Here is a 25,738-nt window from a genome sequence, read left to right as displayed (position 1 = left end):
AACTATGACTAAGAAAATTAAGATTGTTGAAGTAGGACCTCGTGATGGATTGCAAAATGAAAAGAATTTTGTGGCCACGGAAGATAAGCTTGAGTTTATCAGGCTTCTTAGTGAAACAGGTTTATCAACGATTGAAGTAACAAGCTTTGTTCGTCCAGATAAAATTCCTCAAATGAAGGATGCTGCGGATCTTTATCCACAGGTGCTAAAGTTTACGCAGGAAAAAGGAATTGCAACACCTTGCTTAGTTCCAAATCTCAAAGGCCTTGAGGTTGCAAAAGATCTTGGGGTAAAAGAAGTTAGTATGTTCACGGCAACATCTAGTACTTTTAACCAGAAGAATATCAATGCAACGATTGAGGAGGCCCATGCCAGACAAGTCGAAGTGGCAAAGGCCGCACTCAATGAAGGCATGAAAGTTAGAGGGTATCTCTCGACTGTCTTTGGCTGCCCATATGAAAAAGATATCGAAGATAAGGCCATTCTCGATGGTATTCAAAGATTATTGGATCTTGGATGCTATGAGATCTCTTTAGGCGATACGATTGGTGTTGCTAACCCGGCCCAGGTTAGACGAATAACGAAACTCATTGCTAGTCATTTTGATTTAAAACAAATGGCCATGCATTTTCACGATACAGAAGGTATGGCGTTAGCAAATATCTATGCCTCTCTTGAAGAAGGTATCGAAGTTTTTGATTCATCTGCGGCAGGTCTTGGCGGTTGTCCATATGCCAAAGGGGCAAGCGGTAACGTTGCAACAGATGATGTTGTTAATCTCTTACATAAACTTGGTTATGAAACTGGTGTGGATATGGATAAACTTCATGACGCTAGTTCATTTATCATTTCTAAAATCGGTCACACAGCACCGTCTAAGTTTTTTCAAGCTTATAAAGGAAGAAAGTAATGTCTATTTACGGCTACGAATTTGAACATTTAAAAATCGAAAAGAAAGATGCGGCCCTATGGGTAAGTCTTGATAATACAAAGATGGCCAACGCTATCACAAATAAAATGATTGCTTCTCTTACTGAAGTTTTAACATTTGCTGATGGTGATCCTGATATTCGTGTAATTGTTTTAAGAGGCGAGGGAGATAACTTCTGTGCTGGTGGCGATATCAAGGCAATGGTTGCTCGTAAGGGAATGTTTGCTGGAGAATCATTTGAATTAAGAAATCGTTATTCAAAAGGAATTCAAAATATTCCAAGAGTCATTGAAAGACTTCAAAAACCAATTATAGCAATGGTTCACGGTGGTGCTATCGGGGCAGGTTGTGATCTTGTGGCAATGTGTGATCTAGCAGTGGCAAGTGATGATGCTAAGTTTGGTGAGACTTTCTGTAAGCTCTCACTTGTTCCAGGTGATGGAGGCCCATACTTTCTTACGAGAAAAGTTGGCTACACTAAGGCAATGGAAATGTACTTAACAGGTCGTATCTATACTGCTAAAGAGGCCATGCAAATGGGACTCGTTAATAATATTGTAACTGGTGAAGACCTTGAGTTAGCGGTTAGTGCATTTGCAAATGAAATTTCTGCCAATGCTCCAGTTGCGGTTCAATTAACAAAAACTGCGATGAAACGTGCTGCACATGACGATCTTGAATCTCACTTAAATCTTATGAGTGCTTATCAAGGGATTGCTCAGCGAACGAATGATCATTTTGAAGGATTATCAGCTCTAAAAGAAAAGAGAAATCCAGACTTCAAAGGAAATTAGTATTAAGCTTATCGTTTTGGCCTTCATGGTTTTAGTTCTCTCGTCTTGCTCTAATACTCTCTATAGTGGAGAAGGGGAAAGACTATTGCATATTTCAAAACATGCTAATCGAGAGGCCATTACACTAAAAGCTAATCATGAAGTTCAAAATATGTTCTATGGAACTCTTCCAAAACAACACCATGTGAAGTTAGGAAATGATTTCTTTCGACGTCGAAGTGAGTATGTCTCTCGTATCGAAATTCAAGAGCTGGAGTCACCCCTAGATCAATTCATTAAATTTTTAAGCTTCGGACTCTTTTCAAAAAAACAAATTGAAGTAAAGGCCGCAACAGATATTGGAGAGAATGAGTATGAAGTTTACTAAATTTATCATGCTCCCTTTATTGTTATTGATTACTTCTTGCGCTTCAAGTGGTGTAAAGCTTAATAGCCAATTCTGTGCTTCTCGAAATGGAGTGTGGGCAAGTTCTGAAGAGAAGCTTCAATATCAAGTTTCAAAAAATATTTCTGGTTTTGGAATTGAAGAGAGAAGAATTCGCGATATCTTTAGGCAAAGAAGCTACGATTGTCGCATGGTTAGTAAAATGCGAGTTACAATTAAACAGGGGTTCTTTGAGGCACTCATTAGCCTTATTCCTGGTTATTCTTCAAATACTGTTATCATTGATTTTAATCTAGAAGATTCATAAGGCCTGAAAAGAAGTCTTTCTTATAGGCATCCACTTCTTCTTGCGACTCAAGGTGACCAAAATTCTGGCGATCTTGCTTAACAAAGAAGCTCTTAGCTTTATCTGTGCAAAGAAAACGAGAGTGATGGCGCGCAAGCATATTTCCGTAAATCTTTCTCTGCTTACAAACTGTCATAATAAGCTTTTCTTGAGCACGTGTAATTCCAACGTAACAAAGTCTACGCTCCTCCGCGTCACCTTCGCCGTTAACAATTGTTCTCTTGTGAGGAAGAATTTCTTCTTCAACTCCAACCATATAAACTTGCTTAAACTCTAGGCCCTTAGATGAGTGAAGTGTCATCATTGTCACTTCATTCTTTCTCACATCATCATCCTCTTCATCATCTTTTGAGTCTTGAGAGTCCTGTAACATGAGCTTTTCCATGAATTTATTGAGGGTTGCTTGCTCTTTAAAGTTTTCTGTAAAGCGGGCCGCTGACTCAATGAAGAAGTGAATATCGTCCTTTCTTCTAGAGGCCTGTTTAACTTGATCATAACATTTATCAATATATTCAAAATATTTTAAATCTTCAGTAAGGCTTGTTATGGCCTGACTAAGTGGTTGTCTTTCAAAGTATCCCTTTGCTGTTTCGATCAATTGAACAAATGCAGATATTTTTTCAGCTCTTGGTCCTGCAAGCTCTGGTGCACCTTTCATCGCACTAAAGAGATCGATTTGGTGTGCCTCGCTTTCTTCTAAGAATTTTTCTAATGTCTTCATTCCAATCCCACGGTTTGGAACATTTAGAATTCTTCGAAGGGCCATCTGATCGGCCGGGTTTTTAATAACCGAAAGATAGGCCATGATATCTTTTACTTCTTTCTTTTCGTAAAATTTCTGACCACCAATAATTGTATATGGAACTTGTGAAAGTCTTAGCTGTTCTTCAATTGGGGCAGCTTGTGTATTTGAGCGGTAAAGGATTGCGATATCACCAAGGTGTCCACCTTTTGACTGGTGAGAGATAATATCCTCTACAATGATTTCCGCTTCATGATCAGTATCTTCAAGCTCCCAAAGAATTGGTTTGTGATCACTTGGTTTATCTGACCAAAGTGTCTTATCTCTTCGATCTGTATTTTCTTGAATAACAGCGTTAGCAAGTTTTAGAATTGGTGAAACTGAGCGGTAATTTTGCTCTAGCTTAATAATTTTTGCTCGGGAGAAGTCTCTCTCAAATCCAATAATATTTGCAATATCGGCACCTCTAAATGAATAGATGGCCTGGTCGTCATCACCAACTACACATAGGTTATCGTGTGCACATGTTAAGTGACGAATCAGTCTAAATTGAAGTGGGTTTGTATCCTGATACTCATCAACCATGATGTACTTAAAACCATTTGAGTACTCGAGAGCGATCTCAGGGTTCTCATCAAATAGTTTTACTGTAAGGAGAAGAATATCATCGAAATCGATAGCATTATAAAACTTAAGCTTCTCTTGATAGTACTCGTAGAGAAAATTGACTGCGTGATCGTATGGATCCTCACCGTCAAAGAAAGGTGAGTCAGCAAAGTCTTCAGGCGTGATCCCTTCGTTTTTTAGCTTACCAATTTTTGATTGAATAACTTCTTTTTTAAAAGAGCCTTTATTATCGTGATAAAGTCTAAGTCCTTCACGAATGATGCTCATCTGATCTGTTTGATCATAAATAGAGAAATTCTTATGATAACCAAGATGAGTAATTTCTTTCTTAAGAATTTTTAGACCAAGAGAGTGAAATGTCGCTAGTGTCATTCCTCGAGACTTATTCTTCCCTAGGAGACCGTGGACTCTTTCCTTCATTTCTTTTGCGGCCTTATTTGTAAATGATACGGCCAGGATCTGCTTACCTGGAATATGCAGGTTATCTACCATATGCGCAATACGATACGTGATAGTACGTGTTTTACCACTTCCAGCACCTGCTAAAATCAGTACTGGGCCTTCGATGGTCTCAGCCGCCGCGCGTTGTTTGTCGTTTAATCCTGCCAATGAAATCATGCCTATAATGTGCCTCCAGAGAGGCGATTAGGCAATCGCTTTATCAATTCTGACTTACTTTTTTAAATGCATTGCATCTTGATAAAACCGAGCTAAAGAGTCAGAATTTCATGCATGAACACAACACAACTACGATCGATTTTATTGAATTTAGTAATTCTACTGGGTGCGCTATATACCCAAGCATCTGAGCTTCCTAGTCGAAGTGATATCCATGCATTAATTGGCCACCAGACTTCCGTTAAGTCTCAAGGCTCACGAGGTACATGCACAATGTTTAGTGCAATTGGAATTGTTGAGCACTTACTTATTCGTAAGCATGGAGTTCTTCCTGTTGAGCTCGACTTATCAGAGCAGTGGATGGAGTATCTCATCATGAAGGATAAGAATACTGAAGGCTCTACAACATCAAGAAATATGCGCGCCATTCTTGATTGGGGAGTTGTCCATGAGAAGACATGGCCGTACTCTCGTAAGAAATGGCCTTCACTTGATGAAGACTATCCAGAGATTACAATGGCCAAACAAGCCTGTGGCCACTTAGTTGCGTTACCAAAATACTTAAAGTCATGCCTGCTTGGCCAACGTGATCCACGTTTATTTGAAATGGCCGATTATGATATTGCTCAAATTGATCCGGACTTTATTCCAATTAGAAAAGAGGCAATTTATTTACGAGATACTCTCGTGAATGATCTATATTCAAGAAAGAAGTCTTATCTGTCGAAAGACCTATCTAAAATTAAGAAATGGTTAAGTGATGGAAAGTCAGTTATTCTAGGGACCAAGTTATACTATGGTTCGTGGAATTCTAAGAAAACTGAAACATATGAAATTCAAGAGCGAGATAAATCCAAATGGTATGCCGGCATTGTTGGCTATCCTGAAGTAGGAACTCGCGATCGTCGAATTTCTCGAACTAATGGCGGAGGCCATTCGATGATTCTTGTTGGTTATGATGACGATATTGTCGTTAAGACAAGAATGCAGATGGAAGATGGTTCGTGGCAAGAGTTTGAGTACAAAGGTGTTTATTACTTTAAAAACTCTTGGGGTGTTAAAGGCTTTGGAAAAAGATTTAAGTTAGATGGAGTAAGCTATCCAGGTTATGGAATGATTACTCAGAAATATGCACATGATTTTGGAAATTTTTTCTATATAGATTAAGGAGATGGCCATGGCCAAGAAGAAAGTAGCAAAGAAGAAAGTTGCTAAAAAAGCGACAAAAAAAGTAACAAAGAAAAAAGTAGCTAAAAAAGCGACTAAGAAAAAAGTTGCTAAGAAAGTAGCAAAGAAAGCAACGAAGAAAAAAGTTGCTAAGAAAGTAGCAAAGAAAGCAACAAAGAAAAAAGTTGCTAAGAAAGTCGCAAAGAAAGCAACGAAGAAAAAAGTAGCAAAGAAAGCAACGAAGAAAAAAGTTGCTAAGAAAAAAGTAGCAAAGAAAGCAACTAAGAAAAAAGTTGCCAAAAAAGTTACGAAGAAAGTAGCAAAGAAAGCGACTAAGAAAAAAGTTGCCAAAAAAGTTACAAAGAAAGCAACTAAGAAAGTAGCACCAAAGAAAGCAGCTAAAAAAGTAAATCCTTCAAAGGACCTTTTTGACTCTCTTTTAGAACTTATTAGAGTTACTTCAACTGTTCTTCCTGACGATATTCAACGAGTTGTTCTTGATGCTCTTCACAGAGAAGAAAAGAATACAACTGCTGAATACGCAATGAATATCATTCAAGCAAATATCAAGATGGCAGAGAAAAAGTCTCAGCCACTTTGCCAAGATACAGGGACAATTGTATTCAAGGTTTATCATCCAAGAGACTTTGATCAAGATGCATTCAGAAAGGTATGTGAAAAGGCCGTTCTTGAAGCAACTAAAATCGGTTACCTAAGACAGAACTCAGTTGATTCACTAACTGGTAAGAATGACTGTATGAATGTTGGTGGTGGACACCCTGTTATCAAATTTGAGCAACACAAGTCTAAGAACCTAGAAGTTAAGCTTATGCTTAAAGGTGGGGGATGTGAAAATGTTGGTGCTCAATACTCTCTTCCAAATACAGAGCTAAACGCTGGACGTGACCTTGATGGTGTAAGAAAAGCAATTCTTGATTGTGTTCAAAAAGCCCAAGGTAAGGGATGTGGGCCAGGTGTTCTTGGTGTATGTATCGGTGGTGATAGAGGAACAGGACACGTCGCTGCTAAGGATCAGTTCCTAAGAAAGCTAGATGATACAAACGCAAAAGCTGAACTTGCTGCTCTTGAAGCTGATATTGTTGAAACTGCAAATAAACTTGGTATTGGGCCAATGGGATTTGGTGGTAAGACAACTCTTCTAGGTTGTAAAGTTACTGACCTTAACCGTTTACCAGCATCATTCTTTGTTTCTGTGTCTTACATGTGTTGGGCATTTAGAAGACAGGGGATTGCACTTAAACCTAATAACCAAATTAAAAACTGGCTATACTAAGAGGCGTATATGAAACGTTTAGATTATCCATTTACAAAAGAACAAATTAGAGAACTTAAAGTTGGAGATATGGTTTTAATCTCTGGAAAGATGTTTACGGGACGCGATGCTGTTCACAAACGTCTTCACGAAGGGACAAAGCCACCAGTTGATTTAAATAACCAGATTATCTATCACTGTGGACCTGTTGTCCTTGAAAATGAAGATGGGACATACGAAGTTAAGGCCGCGGGGCCGACTACTTCAATTCGTGAAGAGCCGTATCAGTGGGAAGTCATGCGCGACCACGGTATCCTTGGTGTTATCGGTAAAGGTGGTATGGGACAGAAGACTCTTGACGGTTGTAAAGAGTATGGATGTGTTTACTTCCACGGTATCGGTGGCGCTGCACAGGTTTTAGCTGAGAAGATTAAGTCTGTAGACAATGTTTATTGGCGTGATCTTGGTTCACCTGAAGCAATCTGGGAATTAACTGTTGATGAGTTTCCTGTTGTTGTGACAATGGATGCTCATGGAAATTCTCTGCACTCAAAAGTTGAAGCGGAGAGTGCTGAAATTCTAAAGGGACTAGTTTAGTTTTAACTAAGCAATTTGAGGTTAGAAGAAGTGAATAAGATTTTATATACGCCAAGTAGAGAGCGAATTCAGTCATCAAATATGATGGAGTTTATAAGACAAATTAATAAGTCCCAAGGACTCGATTGTAAGTCTTATCACTCGCTACATAAGTACTCGGTGGATAATCCTAAAAGCTTTTGGAAAGAACTCGTGAAGTTCTTTGACGTTGATTATACTGGTGATTTAGAGCCAGTGTGCACAGATTTAAGCTTTGATACTTATGGATGGTTTCCAAAGGTAAAATTAAACTTCGCAAAGAACCTTCTAAAAAATGGCCGTGACGTATCCATTGCTTTAAATAGCATTAGAGAAAACGGCCAGGCTCAAAAAATTTCATATAAAGACTTAAAAAATACGGTTGCTGGCCTTCAAGAAGTTATCGCACCTCATATTTCAAAGGGTGATGTTCTTGCTGGCTATATGCCAAATATCGCTGAGACAGTCGTTTCAATGTTAGCGACAACATCTCTTGGTGGTGTCTTTACATCAACTTCATGTGACTTTGGTATCGAAGGTGTTATTGATCGTTTTGGGCAATCAAGGCCTAAGGTTCTCGTAACAGTTAGTGGTTACGAGTACGGTGGTAAGTATTTTGATTTAACAGAAAAGATTAATGCTGTTGTTCAGGCCGTTGACTCTATTGAGAAAGTCATCGTTGTTGACTTCAAAGGTGAGGGGTTTGATGCAAGCTCTATTCATAAGGGAGTTAGCTGGAGTGAAGTTGTAAAACCAGTCGATAAAGAGATCGAATATACAGAGTGTGACTTTGCTGACCCTCTCTATATTATGTACTCGTCTGGAACAACTGGAAAACCTAAGTGTATTGTTCATAGTGTTGGTGGAACACTTGTTAATCATATTAAGGAACTTGGCCTTCACTCAGATCTTAAAGAAGACAAATCAATCTTCTTCTTCACGACTTGTGGGTGGATGATGTGGAACTGGCTTGTTTCTTCTCTATATTTTGGATCAACTGTTGTGCTCTATGAGGGCTCACCAGGTTATCCTACTTTTGGCGATTTTGTTTCACTGATTGAAAAAGAACAGCTTAATATTTTTGGGACAAGTCCAAAATTCTTAAAGGCCTTAGAAGATTCAAATATGGATCTTTCTAAGTATGATATGTCATCACTTGAAACAATTCTTTCAACAGGAGCACCACTACTTCCTGAGCAGTTTGACTACGTATATTCGAAGTTTAAAAAAGACATTCAACTCTCAAGCATCTCTGGTGGAACAGATATTATTGGTTGTTTCTTCTTAGGAAACCCAATTCTTCCTGTCTTTAGAGGTGAGCTTCAGTGTGCGGGCCTTGGTATGGACGTAACCTGCTTTGATTCACAAGGAAAGAAAGTTGAAACAGGTGAAGAAGGTGAGTTAGTTTGTCTTCAAAGTTTCCCTTCGCGCCCAATCTACTTCTTAAACGATGATGATGGTGAGCGTATCAATAAAGCATACTTTTCTGAGTTTAAGGGAGTGTGGCATCACGGTGACTTTATAAAGATCACTGAAGGTGGTGGAGCTATGGTTCTAGGCCGCTCTGATGCGACGTTAAACCCTGGTGGTGTCCGAATTGGTACGGCCGAAATCTATCGCCAAACTGAGACGATCGACTTTATTGAAGATTCAGTTTGTGTCGGAAAGAATGTCGATGGCGATGTTGAGGTATGGCTCTTTGTCGTAACTAAAGATGGTCACGAGCTAACTAAAGAAGACTGTAAGTTTGTTAAAGCGCGTATTCGTGAAAATACGACGCCAAGACATATGCCAAGACGTGTAATTCAAGTTAAGGGAATTCCATATACTCGCTCTGGAAAGAAGATGGAGATGGCCGTTAGCCGTCTTATCAATGGCCGTGCACTTGATAATGTTCAGGCCGTGGCAAATCCTGAGACATTAGATTATTTCTCAAATATCTAAACTCTCTAGGCAATTGATTTTATTTGAAATTCATGGGTTTCTTCTTTGGCCATTGGGATAACACCCGATGAGTATAGATAGTTCAAAGAGGGAACATGTCATGCGAAATTTTATCTACCTATTCCTTGCGCTTAATTGTGCTTTTATTCAAGCTAAAAGCTCGAATTCTGTTGAATGTTTAGGCGGAAGTTTCGAAACACTTGACCCTGTAAATGTTAAGAATGTTCGAATGCTTGCTTCATCAAAGTCTCAATCGATTGGGCCTATTATCAATTATGATTATAACTATCCAAAGCTACCTAGAAATATAAAAGAGATTCTAAGTCCTGATTTAAGAACTGTTTGTGATTTCTATGCTAAGGCCAATCCTACTGATCCATTTTTTCAAGACATTCGCGATAATATTACTGAAAAATACAAAGATGGCGATGATACAGATTTTTTCTTCAAATACCTTTTAGTTCTTCCTTGCTGGCATTATTCTAAAAATATGTTTGATTACTTTACGTCTGGTAATGATGCTAATGCTAGGGCGGGTATCGGACTCTTGTTTGGTGATATGATGCAGCCATTATTTGGTGGAGCTGATCCAAATACTTTTATTCGTATCTGGCGTGAAGGGAAGATGTTTGAAGGGCCAATGTATATTGTCTATGATCATCTTCTAAAAAATTACTCAAAATCTGAGCGCTTTAAAATTGAATATCTACCTATTGTGAAACGACTTAAACACCCTAGGTATATTGCAAAGTTTCCAAAAAAGTCTCTAGAACTGATTAAAAAAGAAGAACCTGATATGCCAATCACGCTACCAATGCCGTAGAGGCAATCTCTATTGCCAAATTTTATTGGGGCCTACTTTATAAGCAATCAAGTGCTTACGGCCTCTCTTTGTTCTTAATTTCTAGTTCATTTATAATAATAGCTGAGGCGTTACCTCTAGTAATGACGTGTTTTCAACTACTTAGTGAATAGGTTCACTCAAGTAAGTTATTGAAATTATGCGAAATTTTGTGAACTAAACCCTAAAGTCAAATATTTTGCTTCCGATTAGTTCACAAAGGATTAGTTTATGAGGAAGTTGATTTTACCATTTTTATTATTATTGTTAGTGCAAAACGGCCATAGTTTTGCATCTGATGGTGTTAATTGCGTGAAGGGGACTCTCGAAACTCTGGATTCTGTAAACGAAGAGAATATCCGTAAAATTGCCAATGTTAGATCGTACGGCGCAAATCCAAATTATCCAAAAGATTGGCCTGCAAATATGAAAGAAATTATGCAGCCAAATGTAAGGGCTGTATGTGATGCCTATTTTTCGGCCAATGATATTGTGCCAAGCTATAATTCAATTATGGAGAATATAGATAAGCACTACCCAGGGGGCCGACAAGAGTTCTTCTTTAAGTATATGTTAACGATGGATTGTTGGGCGTTTCGTAAAAACTTCTTCGATGATTTAAGTTACTCTGGAAACTACTCAAGCTATCTTGGGACGATGATGAAATCTCAATTTGGAGGAGTTGATCCTAATGCTTATATACGAATTGAAAGAGAGGGAAAAATTGTAGAAGGTCCTATCTTTCATGTCTTTGCTTACCTTGAAAAGAACTTTCCAAACTCTAAGCGTGCAAAGGAATATGCGGCCGTAATGAGACGGCTTAGATCGGGAAAACGCTTTAATTTATTTCCTGTAAAGACAATTGATGAGATTAAAAGGGAAGACCCTGATATGCCTATTAACGTGAATTAAGGAAGAAGTTGAAAGTATTACTTTTTATTCTGTCTATTCATTTTTCTTTCTATACGAATGCTCAATGTCGTGCAGGAATTGCTGCAATTTTTATTGGTGGTGATAATATTGAGGAAATTGCTGCAAAAATGGGAAGTGGTCTTAAGTCAAAGGTCGGAAGCGAGTGTGTTGAAAAACTTGGTCTAGATGCTAATTCTGACACATATTGTGAATGTATCTCAAAAAGCGATAAAACTGACTACGATCAGAGCCGAGTGGCATTTCGACAAAAAAGTGGAAAACAGCTTAAAGCTAAAATTTTCGAGTTAGCAGAAAGTATCAAAAATGATAATTCAAATTTAAGTCTTAATTGTAGTTTAAATGATACGCTTTCTAAGAATTGCGATCAACAAATGATTGATGAATTATTTCCAGAATATAAGGGTCTTGATCTAGGTAGTGAAATAGGTAATGATTACTTAGAAATCTTTCAATCTTCTAATTCAGATAATAATACAATTAATCAATTTAGATCAAATATCTGTCAATCTTCTTTAGGTAATACTGCAGGGGTTGGTGTACCTTCACAAGAAGAGCTTGATGACTCTTGTAGAAAGTTTGAAAACGAAGTGATTGGTTTTTGTAAAGGAGAGTCTCTTTCAGGACCTGAGTTTGATAAATTTGACTTTGACCTTGCAACGACACCAGATATTGATAACTTTAATTACTTTTGTAAAATAAAAGATCGTCCATATCGAGAAGATATGTCTAACAATATTCTTTCGACTTTAAAGAATGCTCATCAATCACTTGAAGCACCGGTAAATCCAACTTGTACTAAAATCTGCATGGACGAAGCTCCTTATTCAATACATGGATGTCATGTTGACAACAATAAGGCACTAGATGAATTTAAAAAAGCAAATTGTATTGAAAATTCTGAGACTCCGGATTGTAAATTTTTGAAAGAAGCAATAGGTAACCAATTATTAAAAGACTTCAAATCAGGTGAGTTAAATGAAGATGATATTGCCTTCTTTAGAAGTCATCTGCATGAAGATGATTCTAATGAATTAGAAGAAAGAATTGAGCTTGCAAAGATCGAGTCTAACTCGATGAAGAAGGGCTCACTTGTTTCACAATTCTTTGCCAGCAAAGATGGTGAGGCCCTTGATATTGGTGGCCCTGAAAAGAATGAAAAAATTGCTCAAGTACCTACTCAAGATGATGCTCCTACTGGGTCTCAGATAGCAGCTAAACCGACTGGACCTTCTGAGGCTCCGGCAACAACACAAGTGGCAGAGTCTGCAAATATAAGTGATGGTGTAAACTCTGGCGCAGTACAGATGGCATCTGGCCGAAGCGGTTTAAGAATGGGAGCACGAACAAGAAATAATCGAAATATTTCAAAAAATACGAAGCAGATTGTTGAGACTATTAAAACATTAAGACAAGCTGGAAGTAGTCTTGCCGATGCCCTAACTCAACAGCAAAAAAGACTTAAAAGAGAAAGAGAAAAGATAGCGCGTGAGAATCAAGATAAGTACCAACGTTATGATGCTGAAACTCTTGAGCCAATCCAAAGAGGTAGAAGAGGAAGAGGTTCAAACGGATCAGGTAATTATCCGATCGCAAATGTTGCAAGTACCGGGGCAGGTGGTGGATCAAACTTTGCCACAGGTGGCGGTGGATCTTCTTCAACTGGAAGTTCAACATTTACGCAACCTGAGAAGAAGGCAACAGTAGTTGATATCACGGGGCGTTCGGCACCAAATATTGATTTAAATAATCTTCAAAGTTCTGGAGCAACTTTACCGGCTTCGATTACAAATCACCCAGATGCATCTGAGATTTCAAAAATGTTCAATGGCCTTGCCTATGAGAAAGATGAAAAGGGCAGAAGTATTGCAAGTGAAAAAGGTGAGGTTAAAAAGATTAAGGTTTCTTGGGGTGCTGAGAGTATCGACCTAGGCTCACTTCTTATTAACGCCAAAGACTTAAAGCCTGGTGAAGAATTTATTGTCTACAAAGGTGATATGGATAAGTTTGTAAGGCTTACTCCTGCTTATCGCTTTCAAGCTGGAAAGCGTGTCTTCATCGGTTACCGAGTTGAAAATCGAAATCGCAAAAATGCTGACTTGGCCGCGAGTCTATATGCCAAGAAATTTTTAATTCTATAATTCTATTCAAATTTATATTATGAAACTTTATGCCCTTAAAATGACTTCAAGGGCCTTTTGATTTATTGAACTTCTTCAGAAGGAAGGTCGTCTGATGAACCATCATTTGGCCCAGAAGGCTCTGTCTTAACTGGTGCCTCTGTAAGTCTCTTGTAGATAACAATTAGACGATCTTTTTCAGCATTAAAAAATAGTACTAAGTAGAAATCATCAGATTGTTCTTCTCTAAAAGACTCTAGGTTTCCTGATTGTTTTAGAGAATCAGCTTTAGTTGAAGAGTAGAAGTCTTCAATCTTCTTTGTGTCTTCATATGAGAAACGAGTTGAACCAACGTGATCTGTGGCAAGTGTATCCATGATAACATTGATCTTTTCGTCTTTTAAAAGTAGTTGTAGTCTGCTGTCATCGGCACCAAGAATTGCTTTTTGCAGACCTTCTTTTAGCTCTTTTGAAAAATCAGCGTATGAACATTTATTAGAGATAAATACTAACTCGTTTGCCGGCTTACTCTCTAGGCCTATTAGTTTTTCTTGAGTTAACTCAAGACAAGGCTTTGGTGTAGGTTCTTGACCCTGATCCCCAGTATTTGCAAACACTGGTAGAGCAAGTAGTAATGCTAGTATTGTTTTTTTCATTTCCCTAATTCCCTAATATTATTTGTTGATACGGGCATCCTCCCATAGTTGAGCTTATCAGGCAAGCCTTTGTGCGGCGAGTTGTATAATGTACTGGATGTAACTACTTGATTTTCTTAGCGCCAGAATAGCGTAAACGGACTTCGTCACTTAACCATTGGCCAGCAACGTCTTCTGCCATGAAATCATCGCAATAACGGGCCGGATTTCCGCGTGGAAACTTCTTCTTACCATCGTAGAAGCTCAGGCAAGTTTGAGCGTAACTTTCGATATATTCTGGAAAGTTCTTAGCAAACCTCTTGATAATAACCTTCGTTTTTGTGCTGGCCTTACCGTTTCGGCGATGAAAGATCTCTCCTCTTAGAGGGTGATACTTAAGAAGATCGTCCAACACTTTTTTTCTGCTGTCATAATTGGCCGATAATTCTTCCATTTTATTCCAGGCCATATTCATCACAGGCCCAGGGATTGGATTGGTTAAAAGGTAGTTAGTAAGGAAAACAGATTTCGTTTGTTCATCAATTTTATCAAATGCATTGAATGTTAGAAAAATGATTTCGCTATTATAATCACTTGGCCTAAGAAGTGACTCAATGTCGGCCTTGGCAAAACCATTTAGACAATCTGGATTAAAGATATCCTTGGCCTTGTTGATGATTGAGGCCTTAGTGTCTGTGCGAGAAATCTCTTTGACAATAATTTGTAAGAAGGCCTTCTGCCCTTGATCTTCGCGACAGTAGTAGATTGAATCGTTACTTTTTAAAGGTGCCTTGACTAAGTTGTCGTACTTGCTCTGGAGTGGTGCTGATAGCACCTTATAGATATCAAAGTCGATATCAGGATAGCGGGCCGAATGAGAAATATAAGTATCTAAGTCTTTTTGACAGCTTGAACACTTTTGAAAGTAGAGTCTAGCGTATTTAGAGTAGGCAAGAGTGAAAAAGGCATAGGCCTTAAGATTCTTATTCTCAATGTACTTTGTTATTTTTGAGAACTGCGCCTTATTAATCTCATTTTTATTGATAAGATCTTCGACATACGAAGTTGCCATCTCTCGCGTCATCTTCTTCCATTCAAAATCTCTTTGAGAAGGCCTAACATCTAGGAAGTGCTTCATATATTCACGGTGAGATTTGTCTTTATAGAGCACACGCAAGTCATCCATCGTATAGGTGATGGCCGATACCTTTACTGCTAGGAGTGATATAAATAGACAAACCATTATGCGCATTTAAATAATGTCCTCAATCACAGAGAAGAGAGTTTCTTTTTTAAAAGGCTTTTTAATGAAGTGAACCTTGTCTCGAAGTTCCTCATTATCTAGCTCTTCGTCACCGGAGATGATGATATACTTCAATGTACCAGCTTTCGAGCTATTCTCGAATCGACGCACAACTTCTGCGCCACTAATAACTGGCATATTCTTATCGGCAATGACTACCTTGAGGTTGTCGCTAATATTGTCGAAGTAGTGCTCCACGTCAACTTCACCGCTAAGGGCCAATGTCTCATGGCCTTCTTGGCTTAGGGTAAGAGCAAAGAGCTCAGCAATATTCTCATCGTCATCGATAAATAGGATCTCTTCATTCATAAATATATTTTCTCAAATCTTAATTAATATCAAAAGTAATTTTTAGTTATTTATTGCTGTGAGTTAGATGTGTGAATTTTGTTTTTTAAACCTTCACTTTAGTTTATTATACCCGCTGATAATTAAATGACAAAAGAAATCAACTTTTCGTTGAGAAACACACTTTAATTGGAGTTAATGTGAAGTTACCTGTGGTTAAAAGCGCACAATTAAATGATTCATTTCGCTTAGATTACTATGATCATTTTGAATCTCTTTTATTTGATGGTTCGCAAATTAAAGAGTCTATTAAAAAAGATTTACTATTTTGGACGGAGTTTGATTCTTCATTCAAATTTCAAATAGGTCTTGAAGGTGTTCAATTTTTATTAGGAATTGATAAGGACGAAAAAGTACTACGCCTTTGTAATATAAAAATGGCCAATGAGATCTTTCTTCTTGATAACTATGTTGGAGAGGAAAGTGAAGATTATAAGAAATTCAAAGCACACGTAACAAATGTTATGAGTGTGAAGATTGCAGACTTTCCTGGTGTGAGTAATATCATTAGTCATCGCTATGGACTAAAGAAGCTCGATGAAATCGAGGACCAGTCTGTAAGTGAGATGTCTGATACAATCACAAAGAAACTTCTTACATTTCTTAATGATTATAAACCAGTCTTCTTTGAAAAGATCTCTGACTTTGCTCTAGGTCTTACTGCAAATTATGCACTTCTTAGAATTCACTTATTAAAATTCTTAGCAATCCTACCATCTCTTGATCACGATAAAGAGGGAAAGGAAGTTAAGCGTATTTTAAGAGAGTCATTAAGACGTCTTATTCTCGATTCTAAAAAAGCAAAGCGATTAGATCTGAAAGGAGATCGTCAACCACTACCACCGCAACTAGTTGTTCTCTTTTACTTTGTTCTTTTAATTGTACGCATTTTTCCTGCTAAGGCACTTGCTAATATCGTACGTTTTAAAGTTCGCTTTATGGCAAAGAGATTTATTGCTGGTGAAACAATTGAAAGTGCACAAAAGAATTTTGCAGCAATCTTTAATACGGGAAGAGATGTTACTCTAGACCAGCTTGGAGAACTCGTTGTTTCAGAGTCAGAAGCTGATAATTATATGAATGAAGTTCTAAAACTAGTTAATGGTTTTAGCATGCACATTACACCTGGAAGTCGCAATAAAGCGGGGATTTTAAGAGCGCACGTTTCAATTAAAGTTTCGGCCCTTTGTTCTGACTTTAAACCTGAGGCATTTGATTATACTTACAAGTTAGTTGCCCCAAGACTTATTAAAATCCTAAAGACTGCAAAAGAGCAGCAAGTCTTTATCAATATCGATGCTGAACATTACCACTACCGTGATATCGTTTTTGAAATTTATAAGAAGGCCCTTCTTGAAACCGAAGAGCTAAAAGACTATGCCGATACAGGAATTGTTGTACAAGCATATCTACGTGACTGTTACGACCATCTTCAAGATGTTGTCGAGCTGGCAAAAGAGCGTGGCATGATTATGCCTGTTCGTCTTGTTAAGGGAGCCTATTGGGATGCCGAGACTGTTGAGGCCGAGGCCCATGGTCACAATGCTCCTGAATTCTTAAATAAAGAAGAAACAGATATTAACTTCAGACAAATGATCTATGAAATGTATAAAGCATTTCCACATATCAAGCTTTGTATTGCTTCTCATAACTTTGCAGACCATGCATACGCTGAAGCACTAAGAGAAATGAAATTTAACGACATTGATGAAATTGAGCACCAGTGTCTGCATATGACTTATGAGGCCCTATCGACTGCCATGGCAAAGATGGGATGGGCCGTAAGAAATTACGTTCCAATTGGATCTCTAATTGTTGGAATGGCCTATCTTGTTCGTCGTATTATGGAAAATTCTTCTCAAGTTGGTGTCCTAACAATCATGAGAAGTCATAAGAAGAATGCAAAACTTATGGCACCGAATGAGATTTTTGAAAAACACCAAAGCGAAGGGCTTCTAAATTTAGACTCAACATTAACTCAGGTTCACGGACAATTTAGTAACTGTCCTCCACTAAAAACTTATCTTGAAAAAGAGCTTAAGTATTTTAGAAGTGAGTTTGAAAAATTTGAATCAGGAAAGGATTATGCAACAGACTTTTCTCTAGCAGGAGAGTCGGAATCAGTACTTTCTCCGTCTGATGGAAAGAGTGTCGTTGGAAAAATAACTTTTGCAAACCTAGATGATACGCAAAAAGCAATTGCTACAATTGATGAGTCTTTCTATGAAGGTGAGTGGTCAAAGTCTGCATGGCAAGAAAGAGCTGCTGTTATGGCCCGTGCTGCTGAGATCATGTATCTTCGCCGTAATTACTACTCTGCACTTATTATGCATGAGTCTGGTAAGGCAATTGGCGAAGCTCTTGCGGACGTTGATGAAGCAATCGATTTCTTAAACTTCTATATTAGAAAATTAGCAGAAGTAGGTGATAACGAAGAGTACAAGGCCCGTGGCCCATTTGCTATTATTGCTCCTTGGAACTTCCCACTTGCTATTCCATGTGGAATGACGGCCTCGGCACTTTTAACAGGATCTACAGTTATCCTAAAGCCTGCTGAGCAAACACCTCTTATTACTTGCGAACTCGTGAATTTATTCCATGAGGCAGGTGTACCTAAGGATGCTCTAATTCACCTTCCAGGTGTGGGTGAGACTGTTGGGCAAAAGCTTATTGAAGATAAGCGTATCGCTGGTGTGATCTTTACTGGATCAAAACCAGTTGGTGTTCATATTGCTAAAACTTGTGCCAAGAGACTTTATGAGAATCGCAACACAGGTAAGAACTATCCAGTTCGAGTTATTACTGAAATGGGTGGAAAGAATGCTGTGATCGTCACAAATAATGCTGAGCTTGATGAAACAGTTTCAGGAATTCTTTACTCTGCTTTTGCTCATGCTGGGCAGAAGTGTTCTGCTGCTTCTCGTGTCCTTGTTCACAAAGAAGTAAAGGACAAATTAGTTGCTCGTCTTAAGCAAGCTGCTAATGATATCTATGTGGGGCCTGCTACAGACTTTGCTAGCTTTATCAATCCTCTTGTGAGTCAAGAAGAGAAAGATCGCTTAATTGCTCAGGTTAAAGAAGCTAGTGAAGAAGCGAAGATGTACGGTGGAGTGGTTCACGTTAATCGTTCAGAAGAAAATCTTCCAGGTTATTGCGTAGGACCTACAATTATTGAACTTCCAAAGTCACGTGCTTTAGAAAAAGATAGTTTTGCATCACGTGAACTCTTTGCTCCTGTTATCCATATCGTTGCTTATGATGATTATGAAGATGCATTAAATATCTTCAATAGTGTTGAGTACGGTTTAACCGGTGGAGTCTTCTCTCAATCTCAAGATGATATCGATTTCTTAACGAAAGAGATGTATATCGGAAATAATTATATCAACCGTCCGATCACAGGTGCTCGTGTTGCTATCGAGCCTTTTGGTGGATTTAAAATGTCTGGAACAGGCCCTAAGGCCGGTGGTGCTGACTACCTAAGAAGCCTCTTTGTTCGTAATAGTTCGCAAGAGCTGAATTCTTCAAAATTTGATAATGGAAGTGATTATGAACCAGTTGTATCTCGTAGTTCTTCTTCTGATCACTTTGTAAGACGTGAAAAAATGCTTTCAGCGCTAGATGAGATTATTAGTAACTTTGGCCCATTATTCCCAGGAACTTTCGGAGAGCAGAGACATGCTCTTAAGGAACTTAAGAAGTGGCTTGAGGTTGATTATCTAGAGTTCTTAAATAAGGGGCGTGATAATCGCTATATCCCAGGACAAATCAATTACTCTGTTTTTGATTGCAATAAAGACCGTGCTCTTTATTTAAGCTTAAATGAAGAAATTAATATGCAAACATTCTTTGCGGTACTGATGTCTTTAACAACTGGAACAGGTGTTACAATCCTTTGTTCAAATGCTGAAGCTTATCGTTGGTGGAATTACCTAATTGATATTTTAAAGAAGAATCGTTTCTCTAAGAAGAATATCGATTGCTACCACGTAAGCAAGGAAAAGATGCACACACTTTTAAGTGAGAACTTTGATGTGGTTATCTGTGATGGTGATCTTGAATCAATAAAAGAATTCAATAGTGCAGTTGGTGAGCAGAATGGGCAATTTGTTATGACGTCATTTATTTCACCACTTGAAGACTATATTAGTGGGTCTTACTTTGACCTATTCCATATGTTCTCATGTGAGCGAAGCTACGCTGTTAATATCATGAGGCACGGAGCACCGATGGAGTTAGACTCATAATGAAGTATCGTCACTTAATCTTAGGAGCGGGCAATATGGCCCGCGCTTTAATCCCTGGTTTCATCCAAAACTCGCAAGATTGTGAGTTCTTAGTTTTTACTCCAAGTGGAGATAAGGCAAAAAGCTTTGCTGATGATTTTGGTGCGATTTGGGTTAAGGACCTTGAAGAGTTACGTAATACTCATATTGATTACCTCTGGGCCTGCTTTAAGCCGCAACAGTTAAAACAAGTCGCGCTAGAAATTGATTTTCTTACGCACCCATATTTAACAATTGTTTCACTTCTTGCGGGAAGTGACGCTAAGGCATTAACAGAGTATCTAACAACTGATCAAATTATTCGAATTATGCCAAATACGCCGGCGCAAGTTGGCCTTGGAGTTAATGCTCTTTATAAAACAAAGACTGTTCACCAAGATAAGTGGGGCGCTTTTTGGCAGGCATTTAATACAAGTGGAATTAATACAGTTTTTGAAAATGAAGACGATATTGATACCATCACTCCTTTTTCAGGTTCAGGCCCTGCATACTTCTTTGAAATTGCACGTATCTTAATTGAGGATATGAAAGCACGCGGCATTGATGGTGCCCTTGCACATCAAATGGTTGCAGGTACAATAGAAGGTGCTGGTCGCATGATATCTAAAAACTCTGATGCTGAAACTCTTCGCAATAATGTCACATCAAAAAATGGTGTAACTTATGAGGCCCTTGAATCTTTTAAAGAATCGGGGATGGAGGAGATGTTTAATCGTGCAATTGAGCGCGCATACCAGAGAACACTTGAATTAAAAGGAAGTAAGTAATGAAGAAAGTTTTAGATAAATTACCAGAAGGTTTAAGAAATACGGCCTTTGTAAGACTTTTTGGCCTAACAAAAGTTCCAATGATTTTTTGGCTTAGGCCAACAGTTGTTGAATTAAGCGATGAAGTAACGGCCATTAAAATCCCTCTTTCACGGCGTTCTAAAAACCATTTAAATAGTATGTACTTTGGTGCTCTTGCTTGTGGGGCCGACCTTGCAGGTGGATTTGCAGCAATGAAGAAGACGATGGATAAGGGGAAGAGAGTGTCTCTTGCTTTTAAAGAGTTTCACGCTGAATTCTTAAAGAGAGCAGAAGGTGACACGGTCTTTACTTGTACACAAGGTAAGGAGATTGATGCCTTTGTTGAAAAAGTTTTAGCAAGTGATGAGCGTCACAATCTTCCACTGGATATCATTGCAACTTGCCCTGATGTATCTGGGGATGAACCTGTCGCAAAGTTTACGATCACTTTAAGTTTAAAGAGAAAATAAAAATAGGGTTCCAGCAGACTTTTACGTAAGCACAGCATTATTAAAAGCAACGCATTGCTTACGTAAAAGTCTGCTGGAACCCTAAGCTGGATTGTCTGAATCGATAAAGATACACTCTAGCCCGTAAGTTTCTTCAATTAATTTCTTAAGGGCAAGAACACCAAATCTTTCTGTTGCATTGTGGCCACCTGCAAAGAAGTGAATTCCTTCTTCACGAGACTCATGCCAGTCATGCTCACTCATTTCACCTGTAAGATAAGCATCAAGTCCTTCGCGGACACAGTAGCGCCAGTCTGAATTTGCACCACCTGTGATGATGCCCATTGATGAAATCTCATCATCACTAGGTTCACTATGAATTATTTCGTGATTTAGAACTTTCTTTAATAGTTCTTTTAGTTCTTTTGGTTTTAATGGTTTTTCAAAGCTACCCTGAACACCTGTTGGCATTCCCTTGTAGTCTCCATATGGTTTGAGATCTTTTAGGCCTAACTCTTTGGCAATTCCTGCTGCATTTCCATCTTCAAGATGGGCATCAAGAGGTAAGTGGTAGCCAAATAGATTGATATCATTTTGAATAAGAGGCTTTACTCTCTTTGCGAAGCTTCCTGTAATTGTTCTGACACCGTGGAATTTCCAAAAAAGCCCATGGTGAACAATCATGGCATCTGCGCCAAATTCACAGGCCTTTGCAATAGAGTCTCTTTGTGCTGAAACAGCAAATGCTATTTTTGAAATCTCTGGTCGACCTTCGATTTGTAGGCCATTTGGGCCGTAGTCGTTATACTCGTAAGTGTTAAGGTGTTTTGCTAAGAACTTTCCAAGCTCACTTGCTGAGATTTTTGTCATAAATGATATCCATACCGTTAAAATTATTGTGTTGGTTGGTTATCATTATCCCCTTGGCGGCCAGAGAAATCAACTTTGAACTTCTCAAATCCACGAGTCTTATCCGTATTCTCTGGTTTTGTTACACTAGAGCGGATTTTACTTACTGTGTGGCGTAGTTCTTGATTTTCTGGGACTAGTTTTAGAGCAACCTCGAATTCTTCCATGGCCTTATCAAAATTATTAAGCTGCATATAGGCGCGGCCTGCATTGATATATGGATATTCGCGATTTGTGTACTTGGGTGCTTTTTTTGCAAGCTCATACCATTTGATTGACTCATTGATATGACCTTCATTTAAAAGAAGTGTTCCTAGATCATTATAAGGAGCACCATATTCTGGATCGATTTCAATTGCCTTTAGGCAAAGTGACTTCGCATCTTCAATATTTCCCATTTGTGAAGTTACCCAACCCATAAGAGTTAGAACTTCCGCTGTTTCTTTATGGCCACGGGCCTTATTAAATAACTCTAATGCTCCGGCCAGGTCTTTTTTAGAAACTAGCACATGGGCATCTGAAATATATTGCTCGTACTTTTCTTCTCTTTTGGCATTCATTCCAAGAATTGGTGCCGTTTTAGAGTGAGCAAGATTTAGGATCTCAAGGGATTCTAGGAAGTATAGTGGAGGAGTGAAGTCTTCTTCGTGCTCCATATCTTCATCATCTTCATCCACTCGTCCACCTTCAATAAGTGTGAATGGACCTTTCTTAATGATTTCTTTTGCAACAACGACTTCTTTCTTTTCCTTAATATCGATTGCTTTTAAAAGCCCCATTCTCGGAGTGGCAACATCAAGTGATGAGCGCTCGATTAAGATTAGGTGAAGTTCTCTTGTGTACTTATATGAAAGGTTGATGAGGCGAGTGATAACGCCAACAACTTCATCATCATTTTTTGGAGCGAGAGCAATAAAGCTTTCGATAAAGTTATTCATGAGCCTTAAGTTTTCACGCCCTTGACGAAAATTATTTTGGTGGAGAAGACTAAGATCACCAAAGTGAGATGGAATTAGTAATTCACTTACTAGCTTATCGTATTCAGAACTAAACTCTTCAATAATAAGGCGTGCCTTAGCATCGAGGTGAGTCTCGCTTAATTCACAAACAGCATGTAGAATCCTATCTAGGTAGCTTCTTGATTGTGTAAGTTCACTTAATAAAATTTCTTGAATAGTATTCATCTTAGTGATTTCTTCCCTTGAATATTCATATTTCGTCCCTGAAATATGCACTCTATGATTCATCTTGTCTACGTTGTGACGCATCAACAACTCGTTGACATGTTACTTTATACATATACACATTACGTGCCAAAATTCTTAATTGTAACTGTCTGATATTTGATAGGTGAAAATAAGATGGGGCCAAAATATTGGCCCCAGTGTCTATAATTTATCTCTTTTTCGTTTTTTGGATAAGTGCTCTAAGTGTTCATTATTCAAGAGCTTTTGTTTCGTACTTAAGAAGGTTTCCAGCATCATTGGCCTTATCATATGCCGTTGAAATTCTTTGGAAGATATTGTCCGATTTTGAACCAATTGCTGACTTACCCTTAAAGTTAAGTGAACTTAGGTTACGGTTTTGGTTCTTCTTAAACATATTGCTAAATGGGTTACCATTATTCTTCTTTTTAACTGAAGCAGTTCCTCGTCCACCGACAAAGCTTGGGCCGCGGCCACCAACGTAGCTGATACCTTTTAAACCACTTCCCGCATTTCCAGAAAGGGCCTCCGGTTGACCTACGCCACCTGCCGATGAGCCACCGCCACCGCCACCGCCACCAGGTGAGCTTCCTCCACCTCCGGCACCTTGTGCAAGTTGTCCCCCTTCAGATACTGTTGCAACTGGACCAAAGTTACCTTTAAGTCCACCACCTGTTTTTGCTTTGTTAACAACAGTTGATGTATCCACACCAGCTGATGTTGGGTCATCAGTACTTGCGGCCGTTGCTGCTACTGCCTGATCTTGTTCTGTATGTTGATAGGCCTGGTTTGTACCAAAGCCACCGACAGAGTAGTCCCCAAATGATGGAACATTAACTGTATTTGCCCAACCTGACTGACATTGTGCATGTGTTGGGTGGGCCTGGCAAAACTCCATATAGACATCTTGGTTTTCAAAGAAGTCCTCTGGAAGTTCCATTGTATCCATTCCTTCAATTTTACCAATGGCATTTGAAATCATCTTTTGTTGCTTTCCAAGTTGGCTTACGGCCATTTGTTCTTTGGCCACATCAACCCCAGCTTCAGCTGCGATTTGGTTACCAGCTCTCTTAGCGCCACCATTCTTTAAGATAGCAAACTTTTTAAAGTTGATACGACATAATTGTGCTGGAGAACCAACTGAGCCTGCTCCACCGTCGTTTGTCACATATCCTTGAATTCCTAGTAATGCTTGTTCAACTGGTTTAGTACATAGTTCACTTGACTCGAAATAAGTTTCACTTGTTGGAATACTTGAAGTCATTGTTAAGATTGTACCAAGTCTTGCAACTTCAATAGTACGACGTGTTTCGGCCATTGATTGTTGCTTTGCTAGCCCATCTTTTTGTGATTTTAGGGCCGTTGTTGTTACGTTTTCTGACGCATCCATATTCATTAGTTTATTTTGTTGTTTATTACTAAAGTCCTGCGCTTGAAATTGTTGAAAAGTTGCATTGGCAGTCTTTCCAAGTTGGGCAGCGTTGTGAGCTAGAACTAGGTTTGAACATTCGTCATAGTCGATTGTCTCAAGACCTGAAAGCTTACAAGTGATACGCCCATCAATTGAAGTAAGTTTTTCTGGGTTAGAGTATTGATCTTCAGATTGGCGATCTTCTGCAAAGTTTTCACCAAATGCAGCTGCAACTTGGTTACATGCTGTAACATTCTTAACGGCAGCTGAGATTGCATTACCATCAACTTCATCAGGGTTAGCTGCATAAATGAAAACAGCGACGGCCTTAGTGTAGTCAATAGATGACGAGCTACCATTGCGGTAAACTTCTTGGGCAACATCCTGCCAATTTGCATTACCATTTTTTCCCGAAACTTTAAAAGCACGCTGACACTTTATAGCACCACTACTACCTGTAAAGTCAGGTTCAACATTTTGGAAGCTAAGTTTTGAAACAGATTTTGTACAAGCCTTAAAGGCCTCGATATGTGACTTATTCTCTTTAGTCATCATTTCTTGTAAACAACCATCCCAGTTTGCATGCTTTGGATCATCCGAACCATTGTCAGATTCTCTCCCTGGATCTTGCGGAGGTTCTGGTTCACCTGCTAGCCCATTGGCAAGCTCTCTTTCTTTCTCATAAATGAGATCTTCACATTTCTTTTTCACCTCTTCATCAGATGGCGTGGCAAGCCCTTCGAAAGAGTAGTTGAACTTGTGGATATTACCTTCGCTATCTGGACATTCTAGTGACGCATAGGCAGAGCTAAGTGGCACTGAAGCTAGCAGAAGAGATAAGGTAAATGTGTTTAATAAAGTTGTTTTCTTGCTCATAAGTGACTCGAAAGTTAGGTTTTCCTTACTTAAATTATAAGTTCTAATCGGTTAATTTCTTTGAAAAGTTGAGTATTTAAGCATGTTTTAGGCATTTGAGGGGTGTTGCACAAGATAAGTCCTTAAAAATATGTTCATTTTTGAGGACCGGCCATGTAAAATTAAATTTTACGAATGCCCATGATTGTGGCCATT

Annotated in this window: 19 protein-coding genes and 2 pseudogenes; 14 read left to right on the top strand and 7 right to left on the bottom strand. The window is 38.7% G+C overall.

Translation table 11 applies throughout. The features are described from left to right. Nucleotides 1-4: 4 nt before the first annotated feature. The 4 genes from ABMA72_RS03530 (at nucleotide 5) to ABMA72_RS03515 (ending at nucleotide 2,417) form a co-directional block, all read left to right on the top strand. On the top strand, nucleotides 5-910 hold the full coding sequence (locus ABMA72_RS03530) for a hydroxymethylglutaryl-CoA lyase (RefSeq protein ID WP_392856133.1): 906 nt from the start codon (nucleotides 5-7) through the stop codon (nucleotides 908-910). Continuing rightward, nucleotides 910-1,725, top strand: a complete 816-nt coding sequence (locus tag ABMA72_RS03525; RefSeq protein WP_392856131.1) for an enoyl-CoA hydratase-related protein — start codon at nucleotides 910-912, stop codon at nucleotides 1,723-1,725. Before ABMA72_RS03530 ends, ABMA72_RS03525 begins: the two co-directional genes overlap by 1 nt. Before the next feature lie 85 nt (nucleotides 1,726-1,810). Next, nucleotides 1,811-2,092, top strand: a complete 282-nt coding sequence (locus ABMA72_RS03520; protein WP_392856129.1) for a hypothetical protein — start codon at nucleotides 1,811-1,813, stop codon at nucleotides 2,090-2,092. Next, nucleotides 2,079-2,417: a hypothetical protein gene (locus ABMA72_RS03515; RefSeq protein WP_392856128.1), complete on the top strand. Its 339-nt coding sequence runs from the start codon at nucleotides 2,079-2,081 to the stop codon at nucleotides 2,415-2,417. The genes ABMA72_RS03520 and ABMA72_RS03515 overlap by 14 nt, the downstream gene beginning before the upstream one ends. Here ABMA72_RS03515 and ABMA72_RS03510 read toward each other — a convergent pair. Continuing rightward, entirely contained in the window at nucleotides 2,398-4,443 is a 2,046-nt protein-coding gene (locus ABMA72_RS03510; protein ID WP_392856126.1) for an ATP-dependent helicase, read from the bottom strand. The genes ABMA72_RS03515 and ABMA72_RS03510 overlap by 20 nt on opposite strands. Nucleotides 4,444-4,557: 114 nt before the next feature. Between ABMA72_RS03510 and ABMA72_RS03505 the strand changes: the two genes are divergently transcribed. From ABMA72_RS03505 to ABMA72_RS03475, 7 genes and pseudogenes are all read left to right on the top strand, one after another. Then, entirely contained in the window at nucleotides 4,558-5,610 is a 1,053-nt protein-coding gene (locus tag ABMA72_RS03505) for a C1 family peptidase (RefSeq protein WP_392990039.1), read from the top strand. A 190-nt stretch (nucleotides 5,611-5,800) separates the two neighbouring features. Next, a pseudogene (locus ABMA72_RS03500) lies at nucleotides 5,801-5,875 on the top strand (histone protein); the annotation flags it as partial. A gap of 168 nt (nucleotides 5,876-6,043) precedes the next feature. Next, a pseudogene (locus ABMA72_RS03495) lies at nucleotides 6,044-7,480 on the top strand (FumA C-terminus/TtdB family hydratase beta subunit); the annotation flags it as partial. Nucleotides 7,481-7,510: 30 nt separating this feature from the next. Next, nucleotides 7,511-9,442, top strand: a complete 1,932-nt coding sequence (locus ABMA72_RS03490; protein ID WP_392856122.1) for an acetoacetate--CoA ligase — start codon at nucleotides 7,511-7,513, stop codon at nucleotides 9,440-9,442. 100 nt (nucleotides 9,443-9,542) lie between these two features. Next, nucleotides 9,543-10,265, top strand: coding sequence for a hypothetical protein (locus ABMA72_RS03485; protein ID WP_392856121.1), 723 nt, complete (start codon nucleotides 9,543-9,545; stop codon nucleotides 10,263-10,265). Nucleotides 10,266-10,514: 249 nt separating this feature from the next. Then, complete coding sequence (locus tag ABMA72_RS03480; RefSeq protein WP_392856119.1) at nucleotides 10,515-11,195, top strand: hypothetical protein; 681 nt, start codon at nucleotides 10,515-10,517, stop codon at nucleotides 11,193-11,195. Between the two features lie 8 nt (nucleotides 11,196-11,203). Continuing rightward, nucleotides 11,204-13,354, top strand: coding sequence for a hypothetical protein (locus ABMA72_RS03475; RefSeq protein WP_392856117.1), 2,151 nt, complete (start codon nucleotides 11,204-11,206; stop codon nucleotides 13,352-13,354). A 62-nt stretch (nucleotides 13,355-13,416) separates the two neighbouring features. On the opposite strand, the gene ABMA72_RS03470 is transcribed toward ABMA72_RS03475, so the two are convergent. The 3 genes from ABMA72_RS03470 to ABMA72_RS03460 all read right to left on the bottom strand — a co-directional run bounded on the left by ABMA72_RS03470 (nucleotide 13,417) and on the right by ABMA72_RS03460 (nucleotide 15,580). Next, the gene (locus tag ABMA72_RS03470) at nucleotides 13,417-13,989 is read right to left on the bottom strand and encodes a hypothetical protein (RefSeq protein ID WP_392856115.1); all 573 of its coding nucleotides are present in this window, start codon (nucleotides 13,987-13,989) and stop codon (nucleotides 13,417-13,419) included. Between the two features lie 103 nt (nucleotides 13,990-14,092). Then, complete coding sequence (locus ABMA72_RS03465) at nucleotides 14,093-15,220, bottom strand: hypothetical protein (RefSeq protein WP_392856113.1); 1,128 nt, start codon at nucleotides 15,218-15,220, stop codon at nucleotides 14,093-14,095. Next, nucleotides 15,221-15,580: a response regulator gene (locus ABMA72_RS03460; RefSeq protein WP_392856111.1), complete on the bottom strand. Its 360-nt coding sequence runs from the start codon at nucleotides 15,578-15,580 to the stop codon at nucleotides 15,221-15,223. It lies immediately after the preceding gene. 179 nt (nucleotides 15,581-15,759) lie between these two features. Here ABMA72_RS03460 and ABMA72_RS03455 point away from each other — a divergent pair, with 179 nt between their 5' ends. From ABMA72_RS03455 to ABMA72_RS03445, 3 genes are read left to right on the top strand one after another with little or no spacing between them, the layout of a single operon-like run. Then, entirely contained in the window at nucleotides 15,760-19,866 is a 4,107-nt protein-coding gene (locus tag ABMA72_RS03455; protein WP_393056092.1) for a proline dehydrogenase family protein, read from the top strand. Beyond that, nucleotides 19,866-20,672, top strand: a complete 807-nt coding sequence (locus ABMA72_RS03450; RefSeq protein ID WP_393056090.1) for a pyrroline-5-carboxylate reductase family protein — start codon at nucleotides 19,866-19,868, stop codon at nucleotides 20,670-20,672. Before ABMA72_RS03455 ends, ABMA72_RS03450 begins: the two co-directional genes overlap by 1 nt. Next, nucleotides 20,672-21,163 (top strand): PaaI family thioesterase, encoded by a 492-nt coding sequence (locus ABMA72_RS03445; protein WP_392856105.1) that lies wholly within the window; start codon nucleotides 20,672-20,674, stop codon nucleotides 21,161-21,163. The genes ABMA72_RS03450 and ABMA72_RS03445 overlap by 1 nt, the downstream gene beginning before the upstream one ends. Before the next feature lie 81 nt (nucleotides 21,164-21,244). On the opposite strand, the gene ABMA72_RS03440 is transcribed toward ABMA72_RS03445, so the two are convergent. From ABMA72_RS03440 to ABMA72_RS03430, 3 genes are all read right to left on the bottom strand, one after another. Further along, nucleotides 21,245-22,012, bottom strand: a complete 768-nt coding sequence (locus tag ABMA72_RS03440) for a Nif3-like dinuclear metal center hexameric protein (protein ID WP_392856103.1) — start codon at nucleotides 22,010-22,012, stop codon at nucleotides 21,245-21,247. A 23-nt stretch (nucleotides 22,013-22,035) separates the two neighbouring features. Then, a complete protein-coding gene (locus tag ABMA72_RS03435; RefSeq protein ID WP_392856102.1) occupies nucleotides 22,036-23,319 on the bottom strand; it encodes a tetratricopeptide repeat protein in 1,284 nt (427 codons plus the stop codon). 169 nt (nucleotides 23,320-23,488) lie between these two features. Continuing rightward, nucleotides 23,489-25,543: a hypothetical protein gene (locus ABMA72_RS03430; RefSeq protein WP_393056088.1), complete on the bottom strand. Its 2,055-nt coding sequence runs from the start codon at nucleotides 25,541-25,543 to the stop codon at nucleotides 23,489-23,491. Between the last annotated feature and the right edge of the window lie 195 nt (nucleotides 25,544-25,738).

The organism is Halobacteriovorax sp. CON-3, assembly GCF_043196995.1.
Taxonomy (GTDB): domain Bacteria; phylum Bdellovibrionota; class Bacteriovoracia; order Bacteriovoracales; family Bacteriovoracaceae; genus Halobacteriovorax_A.
Note: the sequence above shows the minus strand (reverse complement) of the source record. Positions and strands in the feature narration are given on the sequence as shown.

Coding starts and splice junctions, on each gene's coding strand:
- ABMA72_RS03530 (WP_392856133.1), top strand. CDS start 5: ATGACTAAGAAAATTAAGATTGTTGAAGTAGGACCTCGTGATGGATTG.
- ABMA72_RS03525 (WP_392856131.1), top strand. CDS start 910: ATGTCTATTTACGGCTACGAATTTGAACATTTAAAAATCGAAAAGAAA.
- ABMA72_RS03515 (WP_392856128.1), top strand. CDS start 2,079: ATGAAGTTTACTAAATTTATCATGCTCCCTTTATTGTTATTGATTACT.
- ABMA72_RS03510 (WP_392856126.1), bottom strand. CDS start 4,443: ATGATTTCATTGGCAGGATTAAACGACAAACAACGCGCGGCGGCTGAG.
- ABMA72_RS03505 (WP_392990039.1), top strand. CDS start 4,558: ATGAACACAACACAACTACGATCGATTTTATTGAATTTAGTAATTCTA.
- ABMA72_RS03485 (WP_392856121.1), top strand. CDS start 9,543: ATGCGAAATTTTATCTACCTATTCCTTGCGCTTAATTGTGCTTTTATT.
- ABMA72_RS03480 (WP_392856119.1), top strand. CDS start 10,515: ATGAGGAAGTTGATTTTACCATTTTTATTATTATTGTTAGTGCAAAAC.
- ABMA72_RS03470 (WP_392856115.1), bottom strand. CDS start 13,989: ATGAAAAAAACAATACTAGCATTACTACTTGCTCTACCAGTGTTTGCA.
- ABMA72_RS03465 (WP_392856113.1), bottom strand. CDS start 15,220: ATGCGCATAATGGTTTGTCTATTTATATCACTCCTAGCAGTAAAGGTA.
- ABMA72_RS03460 (WP_392856111.1), bottom strand. CDS start 15,580: ATGAATGAAGAGATCCTATTTATCGATGACGATGAGAATATTGCTGAG.
- ABMA72_RS03450 (WP_393056090.1), top strand. CDS start 19,866: ATGAAGTATCGTCACTTAATCTTAGGAGCGGGCAATATGGCCCGCGCT.
- ABMA72_RS03445 (WP_392856105.1), top strand. CDS start 20,672: ATGAAGAAAGTTTTAGATAAATTACCAGAAGGTTTAAGAAATACGGCC.
- ABMA72_RS03440 (WP_392856103.1), bottom strand. CDS start 22,012: ATGACAAAAATCTCAGCAAGTGAGCTTGGAAAGTTCTTAGCAAAACAC.
- ABMA72_RS03435 (WP_392856102.1), bottom strand. CDS start 23,319: ATGCGTCACAACGTAGACAAGATGAATCATAGAGTGCATATTTCAGGG.
- ABMA72_RS03430 (WP_393056088.1), bottom strand. CDS start 25,543: ATGAGCAAGAAAACAACTTTATTAAACACATTTACCTTATCTCTTCTG.